Source organism: Comamonas sp. 4034, from assembly GCF_050434545.1.
GTDB lineage: Bacteria > Pseudomonadota > Gammaproteobacteria > Burkholderiales > Burkholderiaceae_C > Comamonas > Comamonas odontotermitis.
Window position 1 is genome coordinate 76,562 of the sequence record NZ_JBNDIT010000007.1, and the last position, 21,208, is coordinate 97,769.

The following is a 21,208-nucleotide window of genomic DNA, read 5'->3' on the forward strand; positions in this document are numbered from 1 at the left end:
TGCTTTTGGGTGCATGCGCTGGCTTTCTACTGTCTGCGGGGTGCGGATGGCGTTCTCGGTACCAGTTTCGGTTCGTGGGTTCGGCCATCGCTTCAGACAGCGGATGTTCTGGGGGCGGCGCGATGCACGGCCTTTATTTTTCTTTCCCTCTCCTGCGGCGCACGGCCTGTGGCCTGCTGCTGTCTCCGGCGGCCGTTCTGGCGCAGCAGACTCTGACCGAGGTGCTCGTCACTGGCAGCCGCAATGAGGCGCCTGCACTGGACACCGCACGCCGCTCTGCAACGGCGTCACACGTTGATGTGCCCACGCTGGACCTGCCCGCCAGCGTGAGCGGCGTGTCGGCCGAGCAGATCGATGAGCGCGCTGACCGAGGTGCCGCTGAAGCGGTGACGCGGACCGTGGGCCTGTCGGCTGCTGGCACGCCGGGCAATGGCGGGCTGGCGTTTGCGAGCCGGGGCTTCTATGGTGTCAATTCGGTAGGTGTGGCCGAAGACGGCATCACGTTGGGCGTGGGCTCGGGAACCATCAGCTACCCGTCGGACACCTGGGGTTATGAACGCTTTGAAGTATTGCGCGGCCCCGCGTCACTGATGTACGGCAGTGGCACCATGGGCGCCACAGTCAATGCCATCCGCAAGCAGCCCAGCCGAGAACGCTCCACCGAACTCTTGCTCTCGGGCGGCAGCCATGGCACTGCGCGCATGGGCCTGGGCAGCACCGGAGCCCTGAGCGATACGCTGTCCTACCGTGTGGACGCCTACGGCGCGCGCAGCGACGGCGACCGAGCCTTCGACAACAGCAAGGGCGGCAAGCTGATGAGCGCGCTGCGCTGGCAGCCGCGTGGCGATTTCACGCTTGATCTGACGGCCGACATCAGCAGCCAGGCGCCATCGCGCTACTACGGCACGCCGACCATCAATGGCCGTGTGGCGCGCGAGCTGATCGGCACGGGCTACAACACCGAAGACAGTGACATCCATTACCGCGACAAACGCTTCAAGGCCAAGGCGACCTGGCAGGTCAACGACGCGCTGGCTGTACGCAACGAGCTCTACCACTTTGGCGCCGACCGCCACTGGAAGAACATCGAGGCCTATGACTACAACCCGGTCGCGGGCACGGTGGCACGCTCGGATTACCTCGAGATTGGCCATGCACTGCAGCAAAACGGCAACCGCCTGGCGCTGGACTGGAAGAGCAGTGCACACCAGGTGGCCGTGGGCTGGGATGTGTCCCAGGCCAACTTCCGCAACACCAGCAATTCTCCATATACGGGAAGCTCCGTCGTCTCTGCATTCGATCCGGTGCCGGGCACATGGATCAGCCCCGATCCGTATCTGCCGCGCATGGGCTCGACCTTGCGACAGAACGCGCTGTACATTGAGGATGCCTGGAAGATCAACGAGCAGTGGTTGCTGATGGGCGGCATCCGCCGCGACTGGTACGAATTCTCGCGGCAGGACTTCGTGGCCAATACGGGCTTTGACAAGGACCTGAATGGCACCTCGTGGCGCCTGGGGCTCACGCGCAAGCTGACCGCGCAGTCGAGCGTCTATGCACAGATGACTACCGGGCACGATCCGGTTACCAGCCTGCTGTCGCTGGCGGCCTCGCAGACCGGCTTTTCGCTCAGCAAGGGCCGCCAGCAGGAAGTCGGCTTCAAGCAGCAACTGGCTGATGGCCGTGGCGAATGGACGGCAGCGCTGTTCCATATCGCCAAGGGCGACATCATCACCCGCGATCCGGCCAATTCGGCTCTGTCGATCCAGGGCGGCAAGCAGTCATCGCGCGGGCTGGAGCTGACTGGCGCATTGCAAGCAAGCCCGGCGTTGCGCCTGGAGGCCAACGCCGCCTATACCAAGGCACGGTTTGACGAGCTGATTGAAGCAGGCGGCGCCGACCGCAGCGGCAATCGCCCGGCCAATGTGCCCAAGGTAACGGCCAACCTGTGGGGGCACTACCGCGAAGGCGGCTGGCGCACATCGCTCGGCCTGCGCTACGTAGGCAGCCGCTTTGGCGACAACGCCAACAGTGCTGGAAAACGCCTGCCGGGCTACACCGTGCTGGACGCCGTGGTGAGCTGGAATGCGACCCCTCAGACCACCGTCAGCCTGATCGGCCGCAACCTGACAAACCGCGTCTACGCCACAGCCGCCTACAACAGCCAATGGCTCGTGGGTGCCAGCCGCAGCGTGGAGCTGATGGCGCAGATGCGCTTCTGAACCATGCAACGAATCTTCCTGCTGCTGATCGCGCTGTGCGCCACGCCTGCATGGGCGCAGGATGCAAAGCGTTCCCCGGTAACTGTCAATGTCTGCGGCCAGCCACAGACCTATGCTTCTGTGCCTCGCCGTGCCGTGACGCATGACGTGAACATTACCGAGATGTTTCTGTTTCTGGGGTTGGCCGACCGGCTGGTGGGATATTCCGGCATGTATGCAGGCAAAGATGCCAGCCCGCAGATCGTGCCCATGCTGGCAGGGGTTCCCAATCTGTCGCCCCAGGGCATGAACCTGGAGAACATCGTCGCCGCGCAGGCCGATTTCGTCTTTGGCGGCTGGAGCTACGGTTTTCAGCAGGGCGGCGTCACGCCACAGCTGCTGGCGCGCTACGGCATTGCATCCTATGTGTTGACCGAATCCTGCATCCGTGTGCAAAAGCGCGCGGACGTGGCCTTGGAAGATACCTTTGTCGATATGGACAACGTGGCGCGCATTTTTGGTGTGCAGCGGCAGGTCGCGCCACGCATTCAGCAGTTGCGCGACGATCTGGCGCTGCTGCGCCAGCAGATGCGCGGCAATGCGTCGCAGCCCAGGGTCTTTGTTTTCGACAGCGGCGAGAAGATCCCCACCACCGTAGGCCGTTATGGCATGCCGCAGGCCATGCTGGAGGCGGCGGGAGCGCGCAACATCTTCGACGATATCGCCAGCAACTGGCCCAAGGGCAACTGGGAAGACGTGGTGCTGCGCGACCCCGAGTGGATCGTCATCATCGACTATGGCCAGCCCAGCGCTCAGGGCAAGATGGATTTTCTGCTGCAGAAAAAAGAGCTGCAGACGGTGAACGCGATCCGCAACAAGCGCTTTTTCGTGATGACCTATGCCGAAGCCACCCCAGGCCCGCGCAATGTGGAGACCTCCCAGCGCCTGGCCGCCGCATTGCACCCACAGCGGGAAATCACCGTGACACCGGTGCGCTTTCAGCCATGAAGACCTCGGCCTTGCCCTGGATGCTGGTGCTGCCTGTGCTGCTGACCCTGGCGGTGCTGGCGGGCGTCACCTGGGGCTCGGCGCAGCTGGACATGGGGCAGGTCTGGTCCATCGTGCAGCACCAGGTGGCGCAGGCGCTGGGCATGCAGACGGCGGAACCCGGCTGGAGCCTGCAGCAGTACCAGATTGTCTGGATGATCCGCCTGCCGCGTGTGCTGATGGCGGCGCTGGTAGGGGCTGGGCTGTCCATCGTGGGCGTGGTGATGCAGGCGATGGTACGCAACCCGCTCGCCGACCCGTACATGCTGGGCGTGTCGTCCGGTGCTTCAGTGGGGGCGGTGTCGGTGCTGGCCTGGGGCGTGTTTGCGGCGGCGGGGCTCTACGCGGTGACAGCGGGTGCATTCATCGGCGCACTGGTGGCCACCGTGTTGGTCTATCTGCTTGCGCAACAAGGCGGACGTATTCCTTCGGCGCGGCTCATCCTGAGTGGCGTGGCCGTGGGCTACATGCTCACCGGACTGACCAGCCTGGTCACCCTCACCGCAGGCCAGCGCGACCTGGCCAATGCCTTGCTTACCTGGCTGCTGGGCAGCCTGGCGGGCACGCAGTGGCAGGCACTGGGCCTGCCCGCAGGCATGGTTCTGGCCGGCATGCTGTGGCTGCTGGCGCAGGCGCGGCCACTGAACGCGCTGCTGGCCGGTGATGAAGCCGCCGCCACACTGGGCGTAGCAGCCGAGCGGCTGCGCCGGCAACTGTTTGTTGTGGTGTCGCTGCTCACTGGAACGATGGTGGCGGTGAGCGGCGCGATCGGCTTTGTCGGGCTGGTCATCCCGCATGTCACGCGCATGCTGGTGGGCAGCGACCACCGGCGCGTACTGCCCGTCGCGGCGCTGATGGGTGCCGTGTTCCTGGTGCTGGTCGATGGTGCCGCGCGCACATGGTTTGCTCCCATGGAGATACCGGTTGGCGTCATCACGGCCTTTGTTGGCGGGCCGTTCTTCATTGCCATGTTGTGGCGCGGCGCCGTGCGGGAGGATCGTTGATGCTGCAGGCACATGGTTTGCACTTTGCCGTAGGCCAGCGCGCCATCGTGCAGGATGCCGCGCTGCATGTGGGCGCAGGCGAGTGTGTGGGCCTGATCGGCCCCAATGGCTGCGGCAAGTCGACACTGCTGCGCATGCTCTACCGCGTGCTGCCGCCGCAACGTGGACAGGTGCGGTTGGAGGAGCAGGATGTCTGGCAGATGGATGCGCGTGCGTTTGCGCGGCAAGCTGCCGTGCTGGCACAGAACAGTGCGCCAGCCTTCGACAGTTCGGTGCAGGAGACTGTGATGCTGGGCCGCCTGCCGCACCAGGGACGTTTTGCCGCCGACAGCCTGCAGGACAGACGCGTCGTTACCGAGAGCCTGGAGCGTGTGGGCGCCGCGCAGCTTGCCGGGCAAAGCATGGCTACGCTCTCCGGCGGCGAGCGCCAGCGTGTGCTGCTGGCGCGTGCGCTGGCCCAGCAGCCGCGCCTGCTGTTTCTCGACGAGCCGACGAACCACCTCGACATTCGCTACCAGCTGGAGCTGATGCGGCTGGTACGCAGCCTCCAACTCACAGTGCTGGTCGTGCTGCACGACCTCAATATCGCCGCCCAGTTCTGTGATCGGCTGTACCTGATGGAGGCAGGCGCGCTCGTAGCCAATGGAGCGCCGCGCGAGGTGCTCACACCCGAAGCAATGGCGCGCGTATTTGGTGTGCGTGCCACCATTGATGACCACCCGGCCACAGGCCGACCCCGCATTGCCTACTGGATGGAGTGGGATGGACCATGACGACAGATGAATCCATTGCCATCGTGCTGCTGGGGCGCGGCGGTGTCGCCAGATCGACCACCGGCGAGCTGACGGAATTGGCACGGCAGCTATCGGCGCAATGGCCGGGTGTGCAGGTGCTGCCCGCCTTCGTTGACCGCTGGCAGCCGGATCTGCCTGCGGCGCTTTCCACCAGTGCGGATGCCGGTGCGCGAACCATTGCCGTTGTGCCGCTGATGCTGCCGGACGAGGCTGCACTGCGCCGCTGGCTGCAAAAGGTAACCATGCGCTGGCTTGCCAGCCGGGGTGATGGCGGACCTCGCCTTGTCTTTGCTGAGCCGCTATCGCAGACCGTGCCGCTGCCTGCGCTGCTGGCCCTGGCTGTGCGCAACGCGCTGACGCACCAGCCTGATGTGCCTGCCATGGTTGGCGATGAGGACTGGCAGCACGATCCCAAGGGCTGGTCCAGCGTGCCGGAGCATACCCACCACGCGCTGTGGTGTACGGGGCCGCGCTGTGCGGCAGCAGGGGCGGTGGCGCTGTGGCCTGTGCTTACCAGTGCCGTCAATGACACGCCTGCCTTGAAGAAATGCGTGCGCCCGCTGCAGACGAGCTGCCAGTATCCCTGCAATCACGGACCGCTGATGATTGTTTACCCCGAAGGCGTGTGGTACGGACCGCTGGATGCGGACGGCATCCGCCACGTGCTCACCCGCCATGTGCTGCATCGCGAAGTGGAACCGGCGCTGCGTGTGCATGGGCCACCGCAGATTGATCAGAAACCATAGCAGTTGGCGATTGATACGCAAGCATTTCAAATAAAAGCGATTTGAAGCCCTTATCCCTAGAGCGCGATCCGCTATCCAACTTCACCTCTCAGGAGTTCACACCATGCAAACCACCAAGATTCCCGCCACCATCGTCACCGGCTTTCTGGGCAGCGGCAAGACCACGCTGATGCGCCATATCCTTGAGAAGGCCCAGGGCCTGCGCGTGGCAGTCATCGTCAACGAGTTCGGCGAGCTGGGTATTGACGGCGAAATCCTGCGGACCTGTGCCATCGGCTGCAAGGACGAAGGCGGCGCCGACGCGCCCGAAGGCCAGATCTACGAACTGGCCAACGGCTGCATGTGCTGCACTGTGCAGGAAGAGTTCTTCCCGGTGATGAAGGCCTTGGCGGAGCGCCGCGCCGATATCGATGTGTTGCTGATCGAGACCAGCGGGCTGGCCCTGCCCAAGCCGCTGGTGCAGGCCTTTCAGTGGCCGGAGATCGCCAGTGTCTTCACCGTGGACTCGGTGGTGACCGTGGTGGACGCGCCCGCAACTGCGGCTGGCCAGTTTGCCCATGATCCGCATGCCGTTGATGCGCAGCGCCTGGCAGACCCCAACCTCGACCATGAAGCCAGCCTGCACGAGTTGTTCGAGGACCAACTCTCTGCCGCCGATCTGGTGGTGCTCTCGAAGGCAGACCTGGTCTCGCCGGAGGAATTGGCGCAGGTGCGTGCCCTGGTGGCTGATGAGGTGCCGGCAGAGGTCAAGATGGTGGAGGCCGTGCAGGGCAGCGTGCCGCTGTCCGTGCTGCTGGGCCAGCAGCGCGCGGCAGAAATCCATATCGATGCACGGCACTCCAACCATGACCACGACGAAGAGCATGACCATGATGACTTCGATTCGCTGTTCATCGACCTGGGGGCTGTGGACCGCGAACGCCTGATGCAGGCGCTGCAAGGCATCGTGCAGCAGCACGCTGTGCTACGCATCAAGGGCTTTGCTGCATTGCCTGGCAAGAAGATGCGGCTTCTGGTGCAGGGCGTGGGGCGGCGTTTCGATGCCTACTTCGACCGCGCCTGGAAGGAAGGCGAAGCCCAGGCAACGCGGCTGGTGTTCATCGGCAGGGGGCTGGATGCAGCACTGCTGCGCACGGCGCTGGCTGCAGCGGAAGTCTGAACCATGCACTTGCTCAGCACCCGCCCGGGTGGCTTTGTAGAAGACGACAGCATCATCACCCGGCTGGACCAGACGCCCGCCGAGATGGTGGTGCTCAGCTCGGCCGACACCACACTGTCTCTGCTGGCCGATGCATACCGGCTGTGGCGGCAGTCTGAAGCGCCCGGGGCCGTTCCCACCTTGCGCCTGGCGAACCTGCTGCACCTGCGCCAGAGCGCATCGCTGGATCTGTACATCGATGAGGTACTGCAGCATGCCAGGCTGGTGATCGTCGATCACCTGGGCGCAGAATCGGCATGGCCCTATGGCATCGAGCAACTGCGCAAGCTTGCACTGCAGCGTGGGCAGCAACTGGTCATGTTCTCGGGAGACAGCCAGGAAGATGCCGAGCTATTGGCCAAGGGCACGCTGGCACCCGCGCAAAGCCGCGCGCTGTGGCAGTACCTGCGCGCGGGGGGCCTTGCCAATGCACGTGAGTTTCTGCGCATGGGAGCGGCCTGGGGATTGGGCAGTGATATGGACGCCGTGCCGGTGCGTGTGCTTCCCCCCGTGGCGGTGCATGTACCCACCGCGTGGGTGAATTCTGAGCAGGGCCACGCCGGGCCGGGCCACATCGCTGGCCTGGATGATCTGCAGGCACGATGGACGCAGGGCGCGCCGGTGGTCATGCTGGTGTTCTACCGTTCGCACCTGCTGGCCGCCAATACGGATGCCTTCGATGCGATGGCAGAGGCGTTGTTGGCCCAGGGGCTGAACCCGCTGCCGCTGGCCCTGGAATCGCTGAAGGACGCGTTGTGCCTGCAAACCCTGCGCGCGCTGTGCGCGGCCCACGATGTGCAGCTCATCCTCAACACCACCGCCTTTGCAGCTCTGGGCGAGCATGCGCGTGCGGGTACAGAGGCAGATGCCCTCGCGGGTGACATTCCGGTGCTGCAGGTGATTGCCAGCGGCGCCAACCGCGACGACTGGCTGGCTGACCACCAGGGCCTGCGCCCGCGCGACATCGCCATGCAGGTGGTGTTGCCCGAGATGGATGGCCGCATCATGACGCGCGCCATGAGCTTCAAGGGGCTGGCCCACCGCTGCGAGCTGACGCAGACCGATGTGGTGGCCTATCAGGCAGAGCCTGACCGGGTGCAGTGGGTTGCCGAGCTGGCGCGGCGCTGGTGCGTGCTGCGCAGCAAGCCCGCTGCCGACAAGCGTGTCGCACTGGTGCTGGCCAACTACCCCGGCAGCGAAGCGCGGATGGGCAGTGGCGTGGGCTTGGATACGCCCGCATCGGTGATCGCGCTGCTGGCGCAACTGGCGCGCGATGGCTGGAATCTCGGCGATCCTGCCGACCGGCCCGCAGACGGTCTGGCTTTGATGGAGCGCCTGCAGCAAGGCATTGCCAATGACCCTGCCAGGTGGCCACTGCGCCGTGCACACCAGGGCTACTCGCTGCAGGCCTACCGCCAGCGTCTGGCGCAACTGCCGGAGGGTATGGCCGATGCCATCACCCTGCGGTGGGGGGCGCCCGAGCAGGACCCTATGTTGCGCGATGGCTGGTTCATGGTGGCCGGAGTGCAGTTGGGCCATGTGTTCGTCGGCATCCAGCCTGCGCGCTCGCTCGATGGCGGCAACGATTACGCCCAGTACCACGACGCCGAACTGGTCCCGCCGCACCATTATCTGGCCTTCTACTTCTGGCTGCGCGATGCGTTTGCGGTCGATGCCGTGGTGCATGTGGGCAAGCATGGCAATCTTGAATGGCTGCCGGGCAAGAGTCTGGCGCTGTCGCAGCAGTGCTGGCCTGATGCCATTCTGGGGCCGCTGCCCCATGTCTATCCCTTCATCGTCAACGACCCTGGCGAAGGCGCGCAGGCCAAGCGCCGCAGCCAGGCCGTCATCATCGATCACCTGATGCCGCCGCTCACGCGCGCCGAAAGCCACGGGCCCATGCAGGAGCTGGAGCGGCTGGTGGACGAATACTACGACGCACTCCTGGTGGACCAGCGCCGCGCTACCATGCTGCGCCGCCAGATTCTGGAGGCCGCCCGCAGCCAGGATCTGCTGCGCGAGTTGGGAGTGCAAGCCGGGCCGGGTGAGCAGGACGAGCAACTGCTGGAGCGCATCGACGCTTACCTGTGCGAGCTCAAGGAAACCCAGATTCGCGACGGTCTGCACATCTTCGGCAGCTCGCCTGAGGGCGCATTGCGCGACAGCACTTTGCTGGCGCTCGCGCGCTATCCGGCGCCGGGAGAGCAAGGGTTGCTCCATGCCCTGGCTGCCGACCTGCTGCCGGGTTGCGACTGGAATCCGCTCGACATGGATGCCGCTGCCGCATGGAATGGGCCGCGCCCGCAGGTGCTGGCCGATCTGGATGCGAGCCCCTGGCGCCATGGCGGCGACACGCGCGAGCGCCTGGAGCTGCTGGCGCTGCGCGTGCTGCAGGAACCAGCGGCAGCCCATGGCTGGTCGCAGACGCAACAGGTGCTGGCGCGCATCCACGAGCAGATCGCGCCAGCACTCGATGCCTGCGGTCATGAAGAACTGCGCCAGTTCTCACGTGCGTTGCGGGGGCGCTTTGTGCCACCGGGGCCCAGCGGCTCACCCTCGCGGGGGCGTTGCGATACCTTGCCCACGGGGCGCAATTTCTACACGGTGGATACGCGCGCCATCCCCACGCAGACTGCCTGGGCGCTGGGCCAGCAGGCCAGCGAGCGGCTGATCGCGCGCTACCTGCAGGAGCATGGCGAGTACCCCGCAGCGATTGGGATTTCGGTCTGGGGTACGGCGACCATGCGCACGGGTGGCGACGATATCGCCCAGGCTTTTGCACTGATGGGCGTGCGTCCCAAATGGGCGCCGGGCAGCCAGCGTGTGGTGGATTTCGAGGTCATTCCGCGTGTAGGCCTGCGCCGTCCGCGCGTGGATGTGACGCTGCGCATCAGTGGCTTTTTTCGCGACGCGTTTCCGGGCGTCGTGCAGATGTTCGATGCTGCCGTGCGCGCTGTGGCAGCGCAGGACGAGGATGCCGAGGACAACCCCATTCGCGCCCGCGTGCTGCGCGATGCCGCCACATGGGTGGCGCAGGGCATGGACGAAGTCCAGGCCCGCGAGCAGGCCTTGTGGCGCGTATTCGGTGCCCCTGCGGGCAGCTATGGTGCCAGCATGCACGAGCTGCTGCGCTCGGGCCAGTGGAGCGATGCGGGCGATTTTGCACGCCACTACCTGCACTGGGGCGCATTTGCCTACGGACAGCAGGCCGATGGGGTTTCGGCACGCCAGGCGCTGGAGCGCCGCATGCAGGGCCTGGATGTGGTGCTGCAGAACCAGGACAGCCGTGAGCACGATCTGCTGGATTCCAGCGAGTACTACCAACACCAGGGCGGCATGGTCGCCGCCGTGCGCCACCTGGGCGGTGGCGAGCCAGCCGTCTACCACGGCGACCACGGAAACCCACAATCGGCCAGGGTTCGCTCGCTGGCCGAAGAGATCGGCCGCGTGGTGCGCGCCCGTGTCACCAACCCCAAGTGGATCGCGGGCGCCATGCGCCACGGCTACAAGGGGGCATTCGAGATGGCGGCGACGGTGGACTATCTGTTTGGCTTCGACGCCACCACGCAGCTGGTGTCAGACGCGCACTATGCGTTGGTCACCGAAGCCTATGTGCAGAATGCGTGCGTGCGGCAATTTCTGCGCGACCACAATCCTCAGGCGCTGAGCGATATCGTGGGCCGTTTGCTCGAAGCCATTGACCGCGGAATGTGGGCGCAACCCGGCACGCTGCACGATGTGCTGCTGGAACACATGCTGGCGCAGGAGGAATTCATGGAAGGACGGGTACGGCAATGACACCGACATTCCCTTTGTCTGCGATCCAGGGCCAGCCGCAACTGGTGCAGGCCTTGCTGCTCGCGGCCATCGAGCCTGCGCTGGGCGGTGTGCTGATCCAGGGGCCGCGCGGCACGGCCAAATCGACGGCCGCGCGCGCGCTGGCCGATCTGTTGGCGCCCGCGCCCTTTGTTACGCTGCCGCTGGGGGCGTCCATCGAGCATGTGGTGGGCAGCCTCGACCTGTCCAAGGCGCTGTCGGGCAATGAGGTGGCCTTTGCCCCCGGCTTGCTGGCCAGGGCGCATGGTGGCGTTCTCTATGTCGATGAGATCAATCTGCTGCCCGACGCCATCGTCGATGTGCTGCTGGATGTTGCAGCTTCGGGCGTGAACCGTGTAGAGCGCGATGGTATCTCGCATGATCACGCGGCACGCTTCGTGCTGATCGGCACCATGAACCCCGAAGAGGGCATGCTGCGCCCGCAATTGCTGGACCGTCTGGGCCTGTGCGTGCAGCTTGCCAATGCGCAGGACCCGGCGCTGCGCAGCGCCATCGTCAAGGCGCGGCTGCGATTTGACCTCGATCCTGTTGATTTTTTGGCGACACACGCCACCCAGCAGACACACATGGCCGAACGCCTGAGGCAGGCCCGCGCGCGCTGCGCCGAAGCCGCCGAGCTGCCATGGAGCGATGCGGTGCATGAGGAAGTGGCGCGCCAGTGTATCGCCGCCTGCGTGGACGGGCTGCGCGCCGATCTGGTGATGCTGCGTGCGGCACGCGCGCTGGCTGCCTGGGAGGGCTGCAAAACCATCGAAAGCCGCCATGTGGTACAAGTGGCGCCTCTGGTGCTGTTGCATCGGGCCAACCAGACGGCAGGTGATGCCGCGCAACGGCAGGCCCCGTCTCCATCGTCCGCTTCTGCGCCAGCGGCTGAGCAATCGCCCGTGCCGTCGCCCGAATCATTGCCCGACCCATCTCCAGCGGCGTCTGCACCATCGGCACTATCGGAGCAATCCGCAAACCCAGGGCAGAGTGGTCCCTCGGCGCGGAATCTGGAGCAGCCACCACCCGATTGGGGGGCGCCCCAGCCTATGGCCAGTGCGCCGGTTGCTGCGCTGCAGGCCGATGCGTTGGCGCAGGCTGCCATGGAGGCACTGGCCGCAAAAAAAGCCCGCGCCCCCGGCCTGCCGCGCTGATGCCATCGGCATACCGCCCCGGCCGGGGGCAGGCTTTTGCAGCCATGGCCAGTGCTGCGCTCGCAGGCCATGTGCAGCCCATGGCGCAACGCGAAGCGGGGGCCGTGCTGGATTGGCCCGCAACATTGCGCGCGCGCCTGGGCCAGCCACTGGCAGGTGAGCATCTGCGCTGGCGCCGGAGCCTGGGCGAGCCCCAGGCGCTCCATGTGTTTGCGCTGGACTGTTCGGCCTCCATGCTGGAGAGCGGCGCTTTCGCAAAAGCCAAGGGACTGCTGCTGCAATGGCTGCGCTGGGCCTATCTGCAGCGCTTGCCGGTGGCGCTGTTGTGCTTTGGCGCAGGGCAGCTTCAGTGGAAGCTGTTGCCGCGCCGGGCGCCGCAGTGGAACGCCGAGTTGATCGAGCCACTGCTCGGTGGCGGCGGAACGCCCTTGGCGCCGGCCCTTCATGCAGCCTGGAAGCTTCTGGCCAAGCGGCCCGAGGCGCGCCCGCATCTTTGGGTGCTGAGCGATTTTCGCAGCGCCGATGTGCTGTCCTTGGTGCAGGAGGGGGCGCCTGCGCCTTTGCACGTTCTGGTGGATTGCGAGCCCGCTGCCCGCACAGGCCAGCGCGGTTTCGGTGGAGCGGAGCGCCTGGCAAAAGCCTGGCCCGGTGCCGTGCGGCTGCAACCCTTTTGAACGGGCGCAGCGGCCATCTTGGGTACTGCGCTTTGCGCCTACGGCAGTGGCAATTGCCGCAGGCACTGCACGATGCGCCGCGCTGCTTCGTCAATGCGCGGTCCGGGCCGCACGAGTGCATCGAACTCCGCATTGGGGATGCGGCAATAGCGCTGGTTGCGCAGGGCGGCAATGCTGCCCCAGCCCTGGCGCTTGGGGGGCGGTACCGGCATGTCGGCCATGGTGATGATCACGTCGGGGTTGGCCCGTACCACGTATTCGGGGCCGAGCTTGGGGTACATGGGCAGATCGCGCCCGGCAATGTTGACGAGTCCCAGGCCATGCAGGGTCTGGCCAATGAACGAGGCTTCGCCGGCAGCCGCCATGCCGCTGTGCAGTTCGAAGTACACCTTCTTGCCCTGCCACTGCCTGGGCATTTCGCTGCGCAGCACGGCCATGCGCTCGTGCATTTGCTGCCACAGCCGTGTGCCTGCGCCGGGCCGGCCCAGCAAGGTGGCCAGCACTTCCAGCTCGCGCGCCATGTCTTCGTAGGTCTGGGCGTTCAGTGTCAACACCTTGATCCCCAGGCTCTCCAGGCGTTCGTCCACCTTGTGGCCCGGGCGCGCCAGCACCACATCGGGCTTCAAGGCCACGATGCGTTCGATATCCGGGTCGCGCAGGCTGCCCACCTGGGGCAGCAAGGCCACCTGCTGGGGCCAGGTGGAAAAGCGGTCCACACCCACCAGTGTGTCGCACCCCCCCAACGCGCAGATGGCCTCGGTGAATGATGGCTGCAGCGAGACGATGCGGCGGGCAGGCGCCGCAAAGGCAATGGTTCGTTGCTTGGCATCGACGAGATGAACAGCACTACCAGCATTGGCGAGCACAGCCGGCGTGAGCACGGAGATGGCTGAGGACAGCGCCAGTACCTTGAGATAGTCGTTCATCTTCTTGTCGTGATGGGAATGCCTTGGCCGTATGCAATCTGCAGGCGCCAGATGCTCATATTTTAATAGTGAGCCCTACCGTTTACCGGACTGGCGCGGCGGATAGATGGCGCAGCTGCCAGCGGCGTCGCCGTGCTCCAGTGCACTGGCCTGCGCCTGCAGCAGCTCCAGGCTGCGTTCCAGCTGGTTTTGCTGCAGGGGATCGAGCACTGAGGCCAGTTGCAGGTTGACGGCGCGCACCTGCGGCAGCAGTTCGTCGTGCAGAGCCAGGCCTTCAGTTGTGAGCTGCAGTGCGGCACTGCGGCGATTGGCGCTGGAGGCCTCTTTGTGGAGCAGGCCCTTGGCTTGCATGGATGCGATGGCGCGCGAGATGCGTGCGCGGTCCAGCTCCAGGTGTGCGGCCAGCTCAGAAGGCGACAGACCTGGCGCGCGAGCCAGCCACATCAGCACGCCCCATTCGCGCCGCGTGATGCCATAGCGCCGCTCCAGCATGCGGGTAACCAGGCGCCCGGCAGCGGAGGAGAGCTTGTGCAGACGGTACATCAGCAGATCACCCGGCTGCTGCGGGTTGGCGAGCGCTGGTGTGCTGGCGGGGGCGGGCTGCGGCAGGCGCGGCATGCGGGTAAATCCTGTGAACAGTTGATTAGAACAATTGTGCCTGTGCTTTTTATATTGAGGTAACACGACCGAGGCGCAGCGGGTGACACAAGCTTATTTCCGCCAGTCATCAAAGCACCGGCAACATAAGAGCTACTAGCACAACCCAGCAAATCGTAGATTTGCGGTTGAGACGAGGCGCGAAGCCGCAGGCAGTACAGACGTACGACAAGGCGAAGTAACGACGTATCAAGGGTTGTGGTAGTGGCTCCAAGCAGCATTGCTGTAACGATTCAAGGAGAGTTCCCCATGGTTCAACGCCGTCAATTTATTGGCCGCTCGGCGGCACTGGCCGCAGCGCCTGTTCTGGCCACCACGGCCGCCTTGTGGGCCACGCCTGTCCAGGCGCAGGAGGTGGTGCGCATCATCGTGGGCTACCCACCCGGCGGCGCGACGGATCGCGTGGCGCGCATCGTGGGCGACAAGCTGCAGGCCGAGATCGGCGCGAGCGTGATCGTAGAGAACAAGGTGGGTGCTGGCGGCCGCGTAGCGGCGCAGTACGTCAAAAATGCCCCGGCCAGCCAGCCGATGCTGATGCTGGCGAACCCCGCCGTGATGGTGGTGGCGCCTTTGGTGGTGGGCGATCTGGGCTACGACGCCGACAAGGATTTTGTGCCGGTGAGCGAGGTGAACAGCTATGTGTTTGGCGTGGCGGTGTCGAGTGCCGTGCCGGTCAAGGAGATGCAGCATCTGCTGGCGTGGCTCAAGGCCAATCCGGCCAAGGCCAACATCGGCGTGCCCGCGACAGGCAGCCTGCCCCACTTTTTTGCGCTGATGCTGGGCCAGCAGGCGGGCGTGCAGGCCGAAGCCGTGGGGTACAAAGGCTCGTCGCCGCTGCTGACCGATCTGATGGGCGGGCAGGTGCCGGTGGCGGTCGATACGCTCGACACCCTGGTGCAGCAGCACAACGCGGGCAAGCTGCGCATTCTGGCGGTGAGCGGCGACGCGCGCAATGCAGCCGTGCCCCAGGTGCCGACCTTGAAGGAAGCGGGCGTGAATCTGGCCGCTGCAGGCTGGAACACCTTTTTCGCCCCCAAGACGATGCCGGCTGCGCAGGTACAGCGCTACGCCGATGCGATCCAGAAGGTAATGAAGGACCCCGAGGTACACAAACAGTTCGCTGCCAACTACCTGGATCCGGTGGTCAGCAACAGGGCCCAGACGCAGCAACGCCTGGACGCCTACAGGAAGCAATGGGCGCCGGTGATCCAGGCGTCCGGCTACAAGCCTTGATGGATGTTGAGAGTCACACCGCAGGCGCTGGAGGCCGGTCTCTGGGAGCAGGGTGCTGATTGCTATTGTTTTTGAATGCCAGGCGCGCACCAGGTGCGCGCTGAGGGCAGATTTGATCTGAATACTGTGTTGAAAAGACCGAACATCATCTTTATCGTGGCCGATGACCTGGGCTATGCCGATCTGGGCTGTTATGGCGGGCGCGATGCCAGCTTTGGCGCCGTATCTCCCCACATCGATGCACTGGCAGAAGGTGGCCTACTGCTCTCGCAGGGCTACTCCAACTCGCCCGTGTGCTCGCCCACGCGCTTTGCGTTGATGACGGCGCGCTACCAGTACCGGCTGCGCGGTGCACTGGAGGAGCCCATCCGCACCGCCACGCGCGGCAACCCCGACCTGGGCCTGCCGCCGCACATGCCCACCTTGCCTTCCTTGTTGAAGGAGGCTGGCTACCGCACCGCGCTGATGGGCAAGTGGCATCTGGGCTATCCGCCGCACTTCAGCCCGCTCAAATCGGGGTATGAGGAGTTCTTCGGTCCCATGTCGGGCGGTGTGGATTACTTCACCCATTGCGGCGCCAACGGCCAGCATGACCTGTGGTTTGGCGAGGCCGAGCGTGCACAGCAAGGCTACCTGACCGACCTGATCACCGACTACTCGCTGGATTACATCGAGCGCATGGCAGAAGGCGCTCGGGGAGACACGCCTTTCTTCCTGAGCGTGCATTACACCGCGCCGCATTGGCCGTGGGAGACGCGCGACGACGAGGCGCTCTCGCGCGAACTGGTGGAGAACCTGCAGGCCATCTACCACCTGCACGGCGGCAGCGTCGATACCTACCGCCGCATGATCCACCACATGGACGAGGGCATCGGCCGCATCGTGGCGGGCCTGCAGGCGCAGGGCCTGCTGGAGGACACGCTGATTGTCTTTACCAGCGACAACGGTGGCGAACGCTTTTCGGACAACTGGCCGCTCGTTGGCGGCAAGATGGATCTGACCGAGGGCGGCATCCGCGTGCCCTGGGTGGCGCATTGGCCGCGCCTGATTGCGCCGGGCAGCCAAAGTCGCCAGACCTGCATGACCATGGACTGGAGCGCAACCATGTTGCACATCGGTGGCGCCAAGCCCCAGGCCGACTTTCCGCTGGACGGCCAATCCTTGATGGCGCTTTTGGAAAACCCGTTGTGGAGCAATGACCGACCACTGTTCTGGCGCATGAACCACCGCGGCCAGCGCGCCATGCGCCATGGCGACTGGAAGTACCTGCGCGTCGATGGCATTGACTATCTCTTCAATCTGAAGGCGGATGAGCGCGAACGCGCCAACCTCGCGACCGTGATGCCCGAGCGCCTGGCCAGCATGCTGCTTGCATGGGAAAGCTGGAATGCGACGATGCCAGCCATCCCCGACGACGCGACCGTGAGCCTGTGCTACACCGAGGACGATATGCCGCAGCGTTGAAACAGCGGCTGGTGCTGCAAAAACAGAACTGCCAGCGCTCTTGAGAAGGGGGCTGGCAGTTTTTTATATGCACAGTGGCAATGCGGCACGGGTGCCGCTGCACTCGCGCTACTTGGTGGTGGCCGGTATTTTGCTCAGCGGCGCGGGTACGGGTTGGGGGACGCCATTGTTTTTGCAGCCTTTGGCCGCATCCCAATCGGCGCCCACGGGGAATCCGTCGCCCAGCAGCAGCGCCGAAGACAGTGGTTTGCCGTCAAAATCAACCGCCTGGGCCTTGGCGGTGATGACGCCCTGCAACCCCGTGGGGCTGGGCATGGACAGCACTTCACAGGTGACCTGCTTGGACAACTGCCCGTTGTTGATACGCTGTACGAAATAGGCGGTAAAGCCTTCGGCATGGGTCACCGTGGATGCCAGCAGCGTTGCCGCCAGGGCCAGGGATGTGCGAATGTGCATCAAAGTCTCCTGAATCAATCAATGTTCAATGGATGGGGCGGTAAGACGCCTCTCAGCCTTGGGCCCGGCGGCGGCGTGCGCCCAGTGCAGCGCATCCTGCCAGCAATGCCGACAGCATACCCAACGCCCAGGTGCCCAGCGAAGGCACGGCAGTGGCGGTGGCCGGTGGCGTGGTGACCAGGGCCAGCATCAGCCCGCCGTCCTGGCTGGACTGCAGGGTATAGGTCTGGCCGTTGATCACCAGCGGTGCGGACAGCACAAAGCTGTTGGCGGGCACAGGCTGCGTACTCTTGATGAGCTGCAGTCCGTTGAGGGTGGCTGGGTCGATATTCGGCAGGCCGGACAGGCTCAGCGTGGTCTGGCCGCTCACCGCGCCATTGATCACGATCGTATCCGGCACGACGGCGGCCTTGGTGGTGGCCGTGGCGCTTTTGGCGGCGGCTGCAGGCGCCAGATCCAGCTTGACGGTGCCTTGCTGTCCCACCCAAGGGCCGTTCACGGTCAAGGTCTGGCCGGCAATGCCGTCTGCCAGGTTGACGGTGCCGCCATTGCGGATACCTGCCGCACTCGCGTTGCCGCTTGCGGTGATGTCGAGGGTGGCACCGCTCGCAATGGTGATCTGGCTGGTGGCCAGTGCGGTTTCCACGCCGGTGCGCAGGCTGCCCGCATCAATGCGGGTGCCTCCGGTATGGGTCGCATTGGCGGCCAGCGTCAGGTTGCCCGTGCCGGTCTTGACCAGCGTGCCCACGTAGTCTGCATCGGTCTTGGCGGCCAACTGGTCGATACGCGCCTGCCACGCGGCGAGGCCTGCATCCACACTGGTGTTGTTGTACCCAGCATAGGCCTGGATATAGGCTGCCATGGCGGCAAGATCCCGGCCGTTGATAAATTTGTCGTAAGTGGTTTTGAACGTGGCATTGGTACGCCAGTCGGGGTACAGGTTCTGGTCTTCCAGTGCTGCCAGCAACGGTTTGCCGTAGGTCACATCGGCCAGCAACTCGTTGCGCAGATTGTCGGCGGCAGAGGCTGGCGTTGCCGGCAGGTCGAATATGGCCTTGAGCTTGACCAGTGCGTTTTCATAGCCCGCCAACACTTCGGGCGTGATGGCCGGAATATTGAATTTCTCTTTCTGCAGCAGGTCGCGATTGGTAGGCCACTCGGCAATTTCCTGCTGGTCGTCCACCCTGCGCTGCTTCAGAGCGGCCTCAGTGATCGGGTTGGTCCATACGTCCGAGGCGCTGCCAGCAATCTGGGCCTCGAAGGTGCCCAGCAACTGGCTCGGGCCGGACATGGCCTTGTCCATATCCGGCACACCCCAGCCAAAGCGCGCATTGGGCACATCTTCGGGGCCATCGCCCAGGTGGCGCGAGGTGGTCAGCAGCACGGTACGCACCGCCTGGTTGGAGAGGGTGGGGTAGCGCTCCATCAGCACGCCCAACGCGCCGGTCACATGAGGCGCGGCCATGGAGGTTCCGCTGGAGCTGACATAGGCGGTGGTTTGCGTGGCATCGTTGGCCGTTGCGCTGAGACTTTTGATGAGATGCCCTGGCGCCGAGACACACCAGTATTTGGCCAGACCGCAATGCTGCGAAAACGAGGCAAGCGTCAGCGGAGCGGTGTTGGTCAGCGCTGGCACCGCGATCCAGTTGGCTTCGATGTCGGACTTGAAGAACGGTACCGCCGAGCGCAGATTGACATTGGGGTACTGTGTATTGCCAGCCGCAAACACCTGCAGCGCCTCGGTTCCGCGGGTGACGTCGACGACCGCATCCAGCCAGGTCTTGTCCTTCGCATCGGGCTCCAGCCGGGCGTGGGTGGCCAGGAAATACTTGCCAAAGTTGCGCACCAGACTGGTGAGCGTCGAGGTGTCGCGGGTGGTGCCGGGGCTGCCCCAACTGCTGTTGGTGACACGTACCCCTTGTGCGATCAGGTCGCCGTAGGCAGCCTTGAAGTAGTTGTAATCCATGTTGGAGCCGTAGATTGCGGCGTCGGCCCCGTTGGTGTTGGCGATGTAGTACCTGCTGTTGAAGGCCACACCCATCATGCTGGTTGCATCACCTGTCTTGGCCGCAGCAATGGTGCCCGAGACATGGCTGCCGTGGTTGTCGTTGACTCGCTCTGCTGAGGGTTTGGTGAAGTCGTAGTTGATGGCGCCATTCACGTTGAAAGCGTCGCCTGCATTCCAGGCACCTTTGCGGGTGGGGGGCACCAGATAGCCGCTGTTCAGATACGTGCCCGAGACCGTGATGGCGACGGGGTCGCGGTTGACAAACTTGACGTGGTTGAGCCGCAGGCCGGAGTCGACCGAGCCCACCTTCACATCCTTGCCCGAGAAGCCACGCGCGTAGGCAAATTGCGCGTTCATGGCGCCCAGGCCCCAATCGCCCTTGAACTCGCCGTGGTCGGCCCAGGTCTGGGCGGCTGCGGCCAGATCGGTGTTGGAGCTGCCGTCGTAGTTGGTATAGACCTGCGCAGACGCGGATGCGGCCCACGCAGGAGCCAGCACCACCAGAACGGCGCGCTGGATGGAATGCCACTGAGGGGCCCGCTGATGGCGCGGGCGCGAGAAAGGATAGGCTACCGCCATGTTGTCTCCTGGTAATTTATCTTTGTGATAGGCCTAGTGAGCGCAATAAATTGGCGTAATGAGACCTATTGAGGAACCACAATGTAGTCAGATGGACACCAGCAGCGGGCCTTGTAGTTGTATTTATTTGAAACTAAATGTTTCTTTTATGCGTTTCTCAGAAGAGAACAATGCCAGGTACTCGGGAAAACGATGAACTTGCCGACTGGTGATTGGCCTTTGCCAGTGCAGGGAAGACCGTGCCGTGCCATATCCATAAAAAATAGCTGCTTGCGCCCATCTGACGGGCGCAAGCAGCTATTGTTTCAGGAGTAACGGGTTACTGACCCGACTTGTGACGGCCTTCCTGCACATCCCGGCGTACCTCTTGCACGGTGGCCAGAAAGTCCCAGAACTGGCGGGCCTGCTTCTTGAACTGGTAGTCCATCTCGCCCATCTGGTCTTCCACGAGATCGGCCATGCGGGTGTCCAGACGGGCGGGCGGCAGCTTGAGGTAGGCCTCGGATTCGGAGCCGTCGCGCTCCACCGTGGCTCCGGCCTTGCGGGCGATCTTGAGCATGGCGGTGTTTTCCGACAGTGCATGGATGAACAGGAGGTGCACGCCCTTGGTTCGCGCGTCCATCGCCGCCCGCTCGAACAGGCGGCTGCCCAGGCCCTTGCCTCGGCCGGCCTTGAGCACCGACACGCCAAACTCTGCGCAACTTTCCATGTCGGACGACGCTGGCGCATAGGCCACATGGGCCATGGCGATGAGCTTGAGGCTGCGGTTGTACACGCCGAAGATCTCGTCGCGCTCGAAATTCAGGTTGTCCACGTAGCGCTGGATCTGCGCGTCGCTGGCAGCATATCCAAAGCGCAGATAGCGGTCATGCTCGTCCAGGCTCAGCAAGTGGGCGAGGATGCGAGGACGATGGCGTTCACTGAGGGCGCGGATCGGAACCATAGAGGAAGAAGTGCTGCGCTTCCTGCCGTCGGGGTTCTGCTGGTTGCCATTGCCCATACGGCCAAAGAAGGGGAAAAAAGCCATCATGCCGTTGGCAACGGATGAGGGGAACCATTCTTTCGTCGTGATCATGATGCAAATATACGGGTTAACCCGTGTATTATCAATCATGCTGCAATGCAGCATCTGCCATGTGTAAACCTTACCCTCCGCTTACAGAGGATATTGCAGCCAGCACTGGCGCGGCTTTGCGGCCGTTTGCTGCTGTAAAAAGGGCTTGTCAACAAAGGTCAGGGTACAGGGCA

At 64.3% G+C, this 21,208-nt stretch carries 16 protein-coding genes; 11 read left to right on the forward strand and 5 right to left on the reverse strand.

The genetic code is table 11. From position 1 onward, the window contains the following. Positions 1-122: 122 nt before the first annotated feature. From ABIE32_RS09590 to ABIE32_RS09630, 9 genes are all read left to right on the forward strand, one after another. Positions 123-2,222: a TonB-dependent receptor gene (locus ABIE32_RS09590; protein WP_429015534.1), complete on the forward strand. Its 2,100-nt coding sequence runs from the start codon at positions 123-125 to the stop codon at positions 2,220-2,222. A 3-nt stretch (positions 2,223-2,225) separates the two neighbouring features. Then, entirely contained in the window at positions 2,226-3,209 is a 984-nt protein-coding gene (locus ABIE32_RS09595) for an ABC transporter substrate-binding protein (protein ID WP_429015536.1), read from the forward strand. Then, positions 3,206-4,252, forward strand: a complete 1,047-nt coding sequence (locus tag ABIE32_RS09600; RefSeq protein ID WP_224150455.1) for a FecCD family ABC transporter permease — start codon at positions 3,206-3,208, stop codon at positions 4,250-4,252. The genes ABIE32_RS09595 and ABIE32_RS09600 overlap by 4 nt, the downstream gene beginning before the upstream one ends. Next, positions 4,252-5,025: an ABC transporter ATP-binding protein gene (locus tag ABIE32_RS09605; RefSeq protein WP_429015539.1), complete on the forward strand. Its 774-nt coding sequence runs from the start codon at positions 4,252-4,254 to the stop codon at positions 5,023-5,025. The genes ABIE32_RS09600 and ABIE32_RS09605 overlap by 1 nt, the downstream gene beginning before the upstream one ends. Next, positions 5,022-5,792, forward strand: a complete 771-nt coding sequence (locus tag ABIE32_RS09610) for a CbiX/SirB N-terminal domain-containing protein (RefSeq protein WP_429015542.1) — start codon at positions 5,022-5,024, stop codon at positions 5,790-5,792. The genes ABIE32_RS09605 and ABIE32_RS09610 overlap by 4 nt, the downstream gene beginning before the upstream one ends. 103 nt (positions 5,793-5,895) lie before the next feature. Further along, complete coding sequence (gene cobW / locus ABIE32_RS09615) at positions 5,896-6,951, forward strand: cobalamin biosynthesis protein CobW (protein WP_429015543.1); 1,056 nt, start codon at positions 5,896-5,898, stop codon at positions 6,949-6,951. Positions 6,952-6,954: 3 nt separating this feature from the next. Continuing rightward, the gene (cobN, locus tag ABIE32_RS09620) at positions 6,955-10,788 is read left to right on the forward strand and encodes a cobaltochelatase subunit CobN (RefSeq protein ID WP_429015546.1); all 3,834 of its coding nucleotides are present in this window, start codon (positions 6,955-6,957) and stop codon (positions 10,786-10,788) included. Beyond that, entirely contained in the window at positions 10,785-11,963 is a 1,179-nt protein-coding gene (locus ABIE32_RS09625) for an ATP-binding protein (RefSeq protein WP_429015549.1), read from the forward strand. The genes cobN and ABIE32_RS09625 overlap by 4 nt, the downstream gene beginning before the upstream one ends. Beyond that, positions 11,963-12,637, forward strand: coding sequence for a vWA domain-containing protein (locus tag ABIE32_RS09630; protein ID WP_429015550.1), 675 nt, complete (start codon positions 11,963-11,965; stop codon positions 12,635-12,637). The genes ABIE32_RS09625 and ABIE32_RS09630 overlap by 1 nt, the downstream gene beginning before the upstream one ends. Positions 12,638-12,675: 38 nt before the next feature. Here ABIE32_RS09630 and ABIE32_RS09635 read toward each other — a convergent pair whose 3' ends face one another. Together ABIE32_RS09635 and ABIE32_RS09640 are read right to left on the reverse strand one after the other, a co-directional pair. Beyond that, positions 12,676-13,563: an ABC transporter substrate-binding protein gene (locus ABIE32_RS09635; RefSeq protein ID WP_224150448.1), complete on the reverse strand. Its 888-nt coding sequence runs from the start codon at positions 13,561-13,563 to the stop codon at positions 12,676-12,678. Between the two features lie 75 nt (positions 13,564-13,638). Continuing rightward, positions 13,639-14,181, reverse strand: a complete 543-nt coding sequence (locus ABIE32_RS09640; RefSeq protein WP_429015553.1) for a MarR family winged helix-turn-helix transcriptional regulator — start codon at positions 14,179-14,181, stop codon at positions 13,639-13,641. Positions 14,182-14,469: 288 nt separating this feature from the next. On the opposite strand from ABIE32_RS09640, the gene ABIE32_RS09645 reads away from it, so the two are divergent. Then, positions 14,470-15,453, forward strand: coding sequence for a Bug family tripartite tricarboxylate transporter substrate binding protein (locus tag ABIE32_RS09645; protein WP_429015555.1), 984 nt, complete (start codon positions 14,470-14,472; stop codon positions 15,451-15,453). Positions 15,454-15,528: 75 nt separating this feature from the next. Continuing rightward, on the forward strand, positions 15,529-16,917 hold the full coding sequence (locus ABIE32_RS09650) for a sulfatase family protein (RefSeq protein ID WP_429015556.1): 1,389 nt from the start codon (positions 15,529-15,531) through the stop codon (positions 16,915-16,917). 108 nt (positions 16,918-17,025) lie between these two features. Here ABIE32_RS09650 and ABIE32_RS09655 read toward each other — a convergent pair whose 3' ends face one another. The 3 genes from ABIE32_RS09655 to ABIE32_RS09665 form a co-directional block, all read right to left on the reverse strand. Continuing rightward, positions 17,026-17,373: a hypothetical protein gene (locus ABIE32_RS09655; protein WP_429015558.1), complete on the reverse strand. Its 348-nt coding sequence runs from the start codon at positions 17,371-17,373 to the stop codon at positions 17,026-17,028. Between the two features lie 52 nt (positions 17,374-17,425). Beyond that, positions 17,426-19,960 (reverse strand): IPTL-CTERM sorting domain-containing protein, encoded by a 2,535-nt coding sequence (locus ABIE32_RS09660; RefSeq protein WP_429015560.1) that lies wholly within the window; start codon positions 19,958-19,960, stop codon positions 17,426-17,428. Between the two features lie 319 nt (positions 19,961-20,279). After that, positions 20,280-21,035 (reverse strand): GNAT family N-acetyltransferase, encoded by a 756-nt coding sequence (locus ABIE32_RS09665; protein ID WP_429015563.1) that lies wholly within the window; start codon positions 21,033-21,035, stop codon positions 20,280-20,282. Between the last annotated feature and the right edge of the window lie 173 nt (positions 21,036-21,208).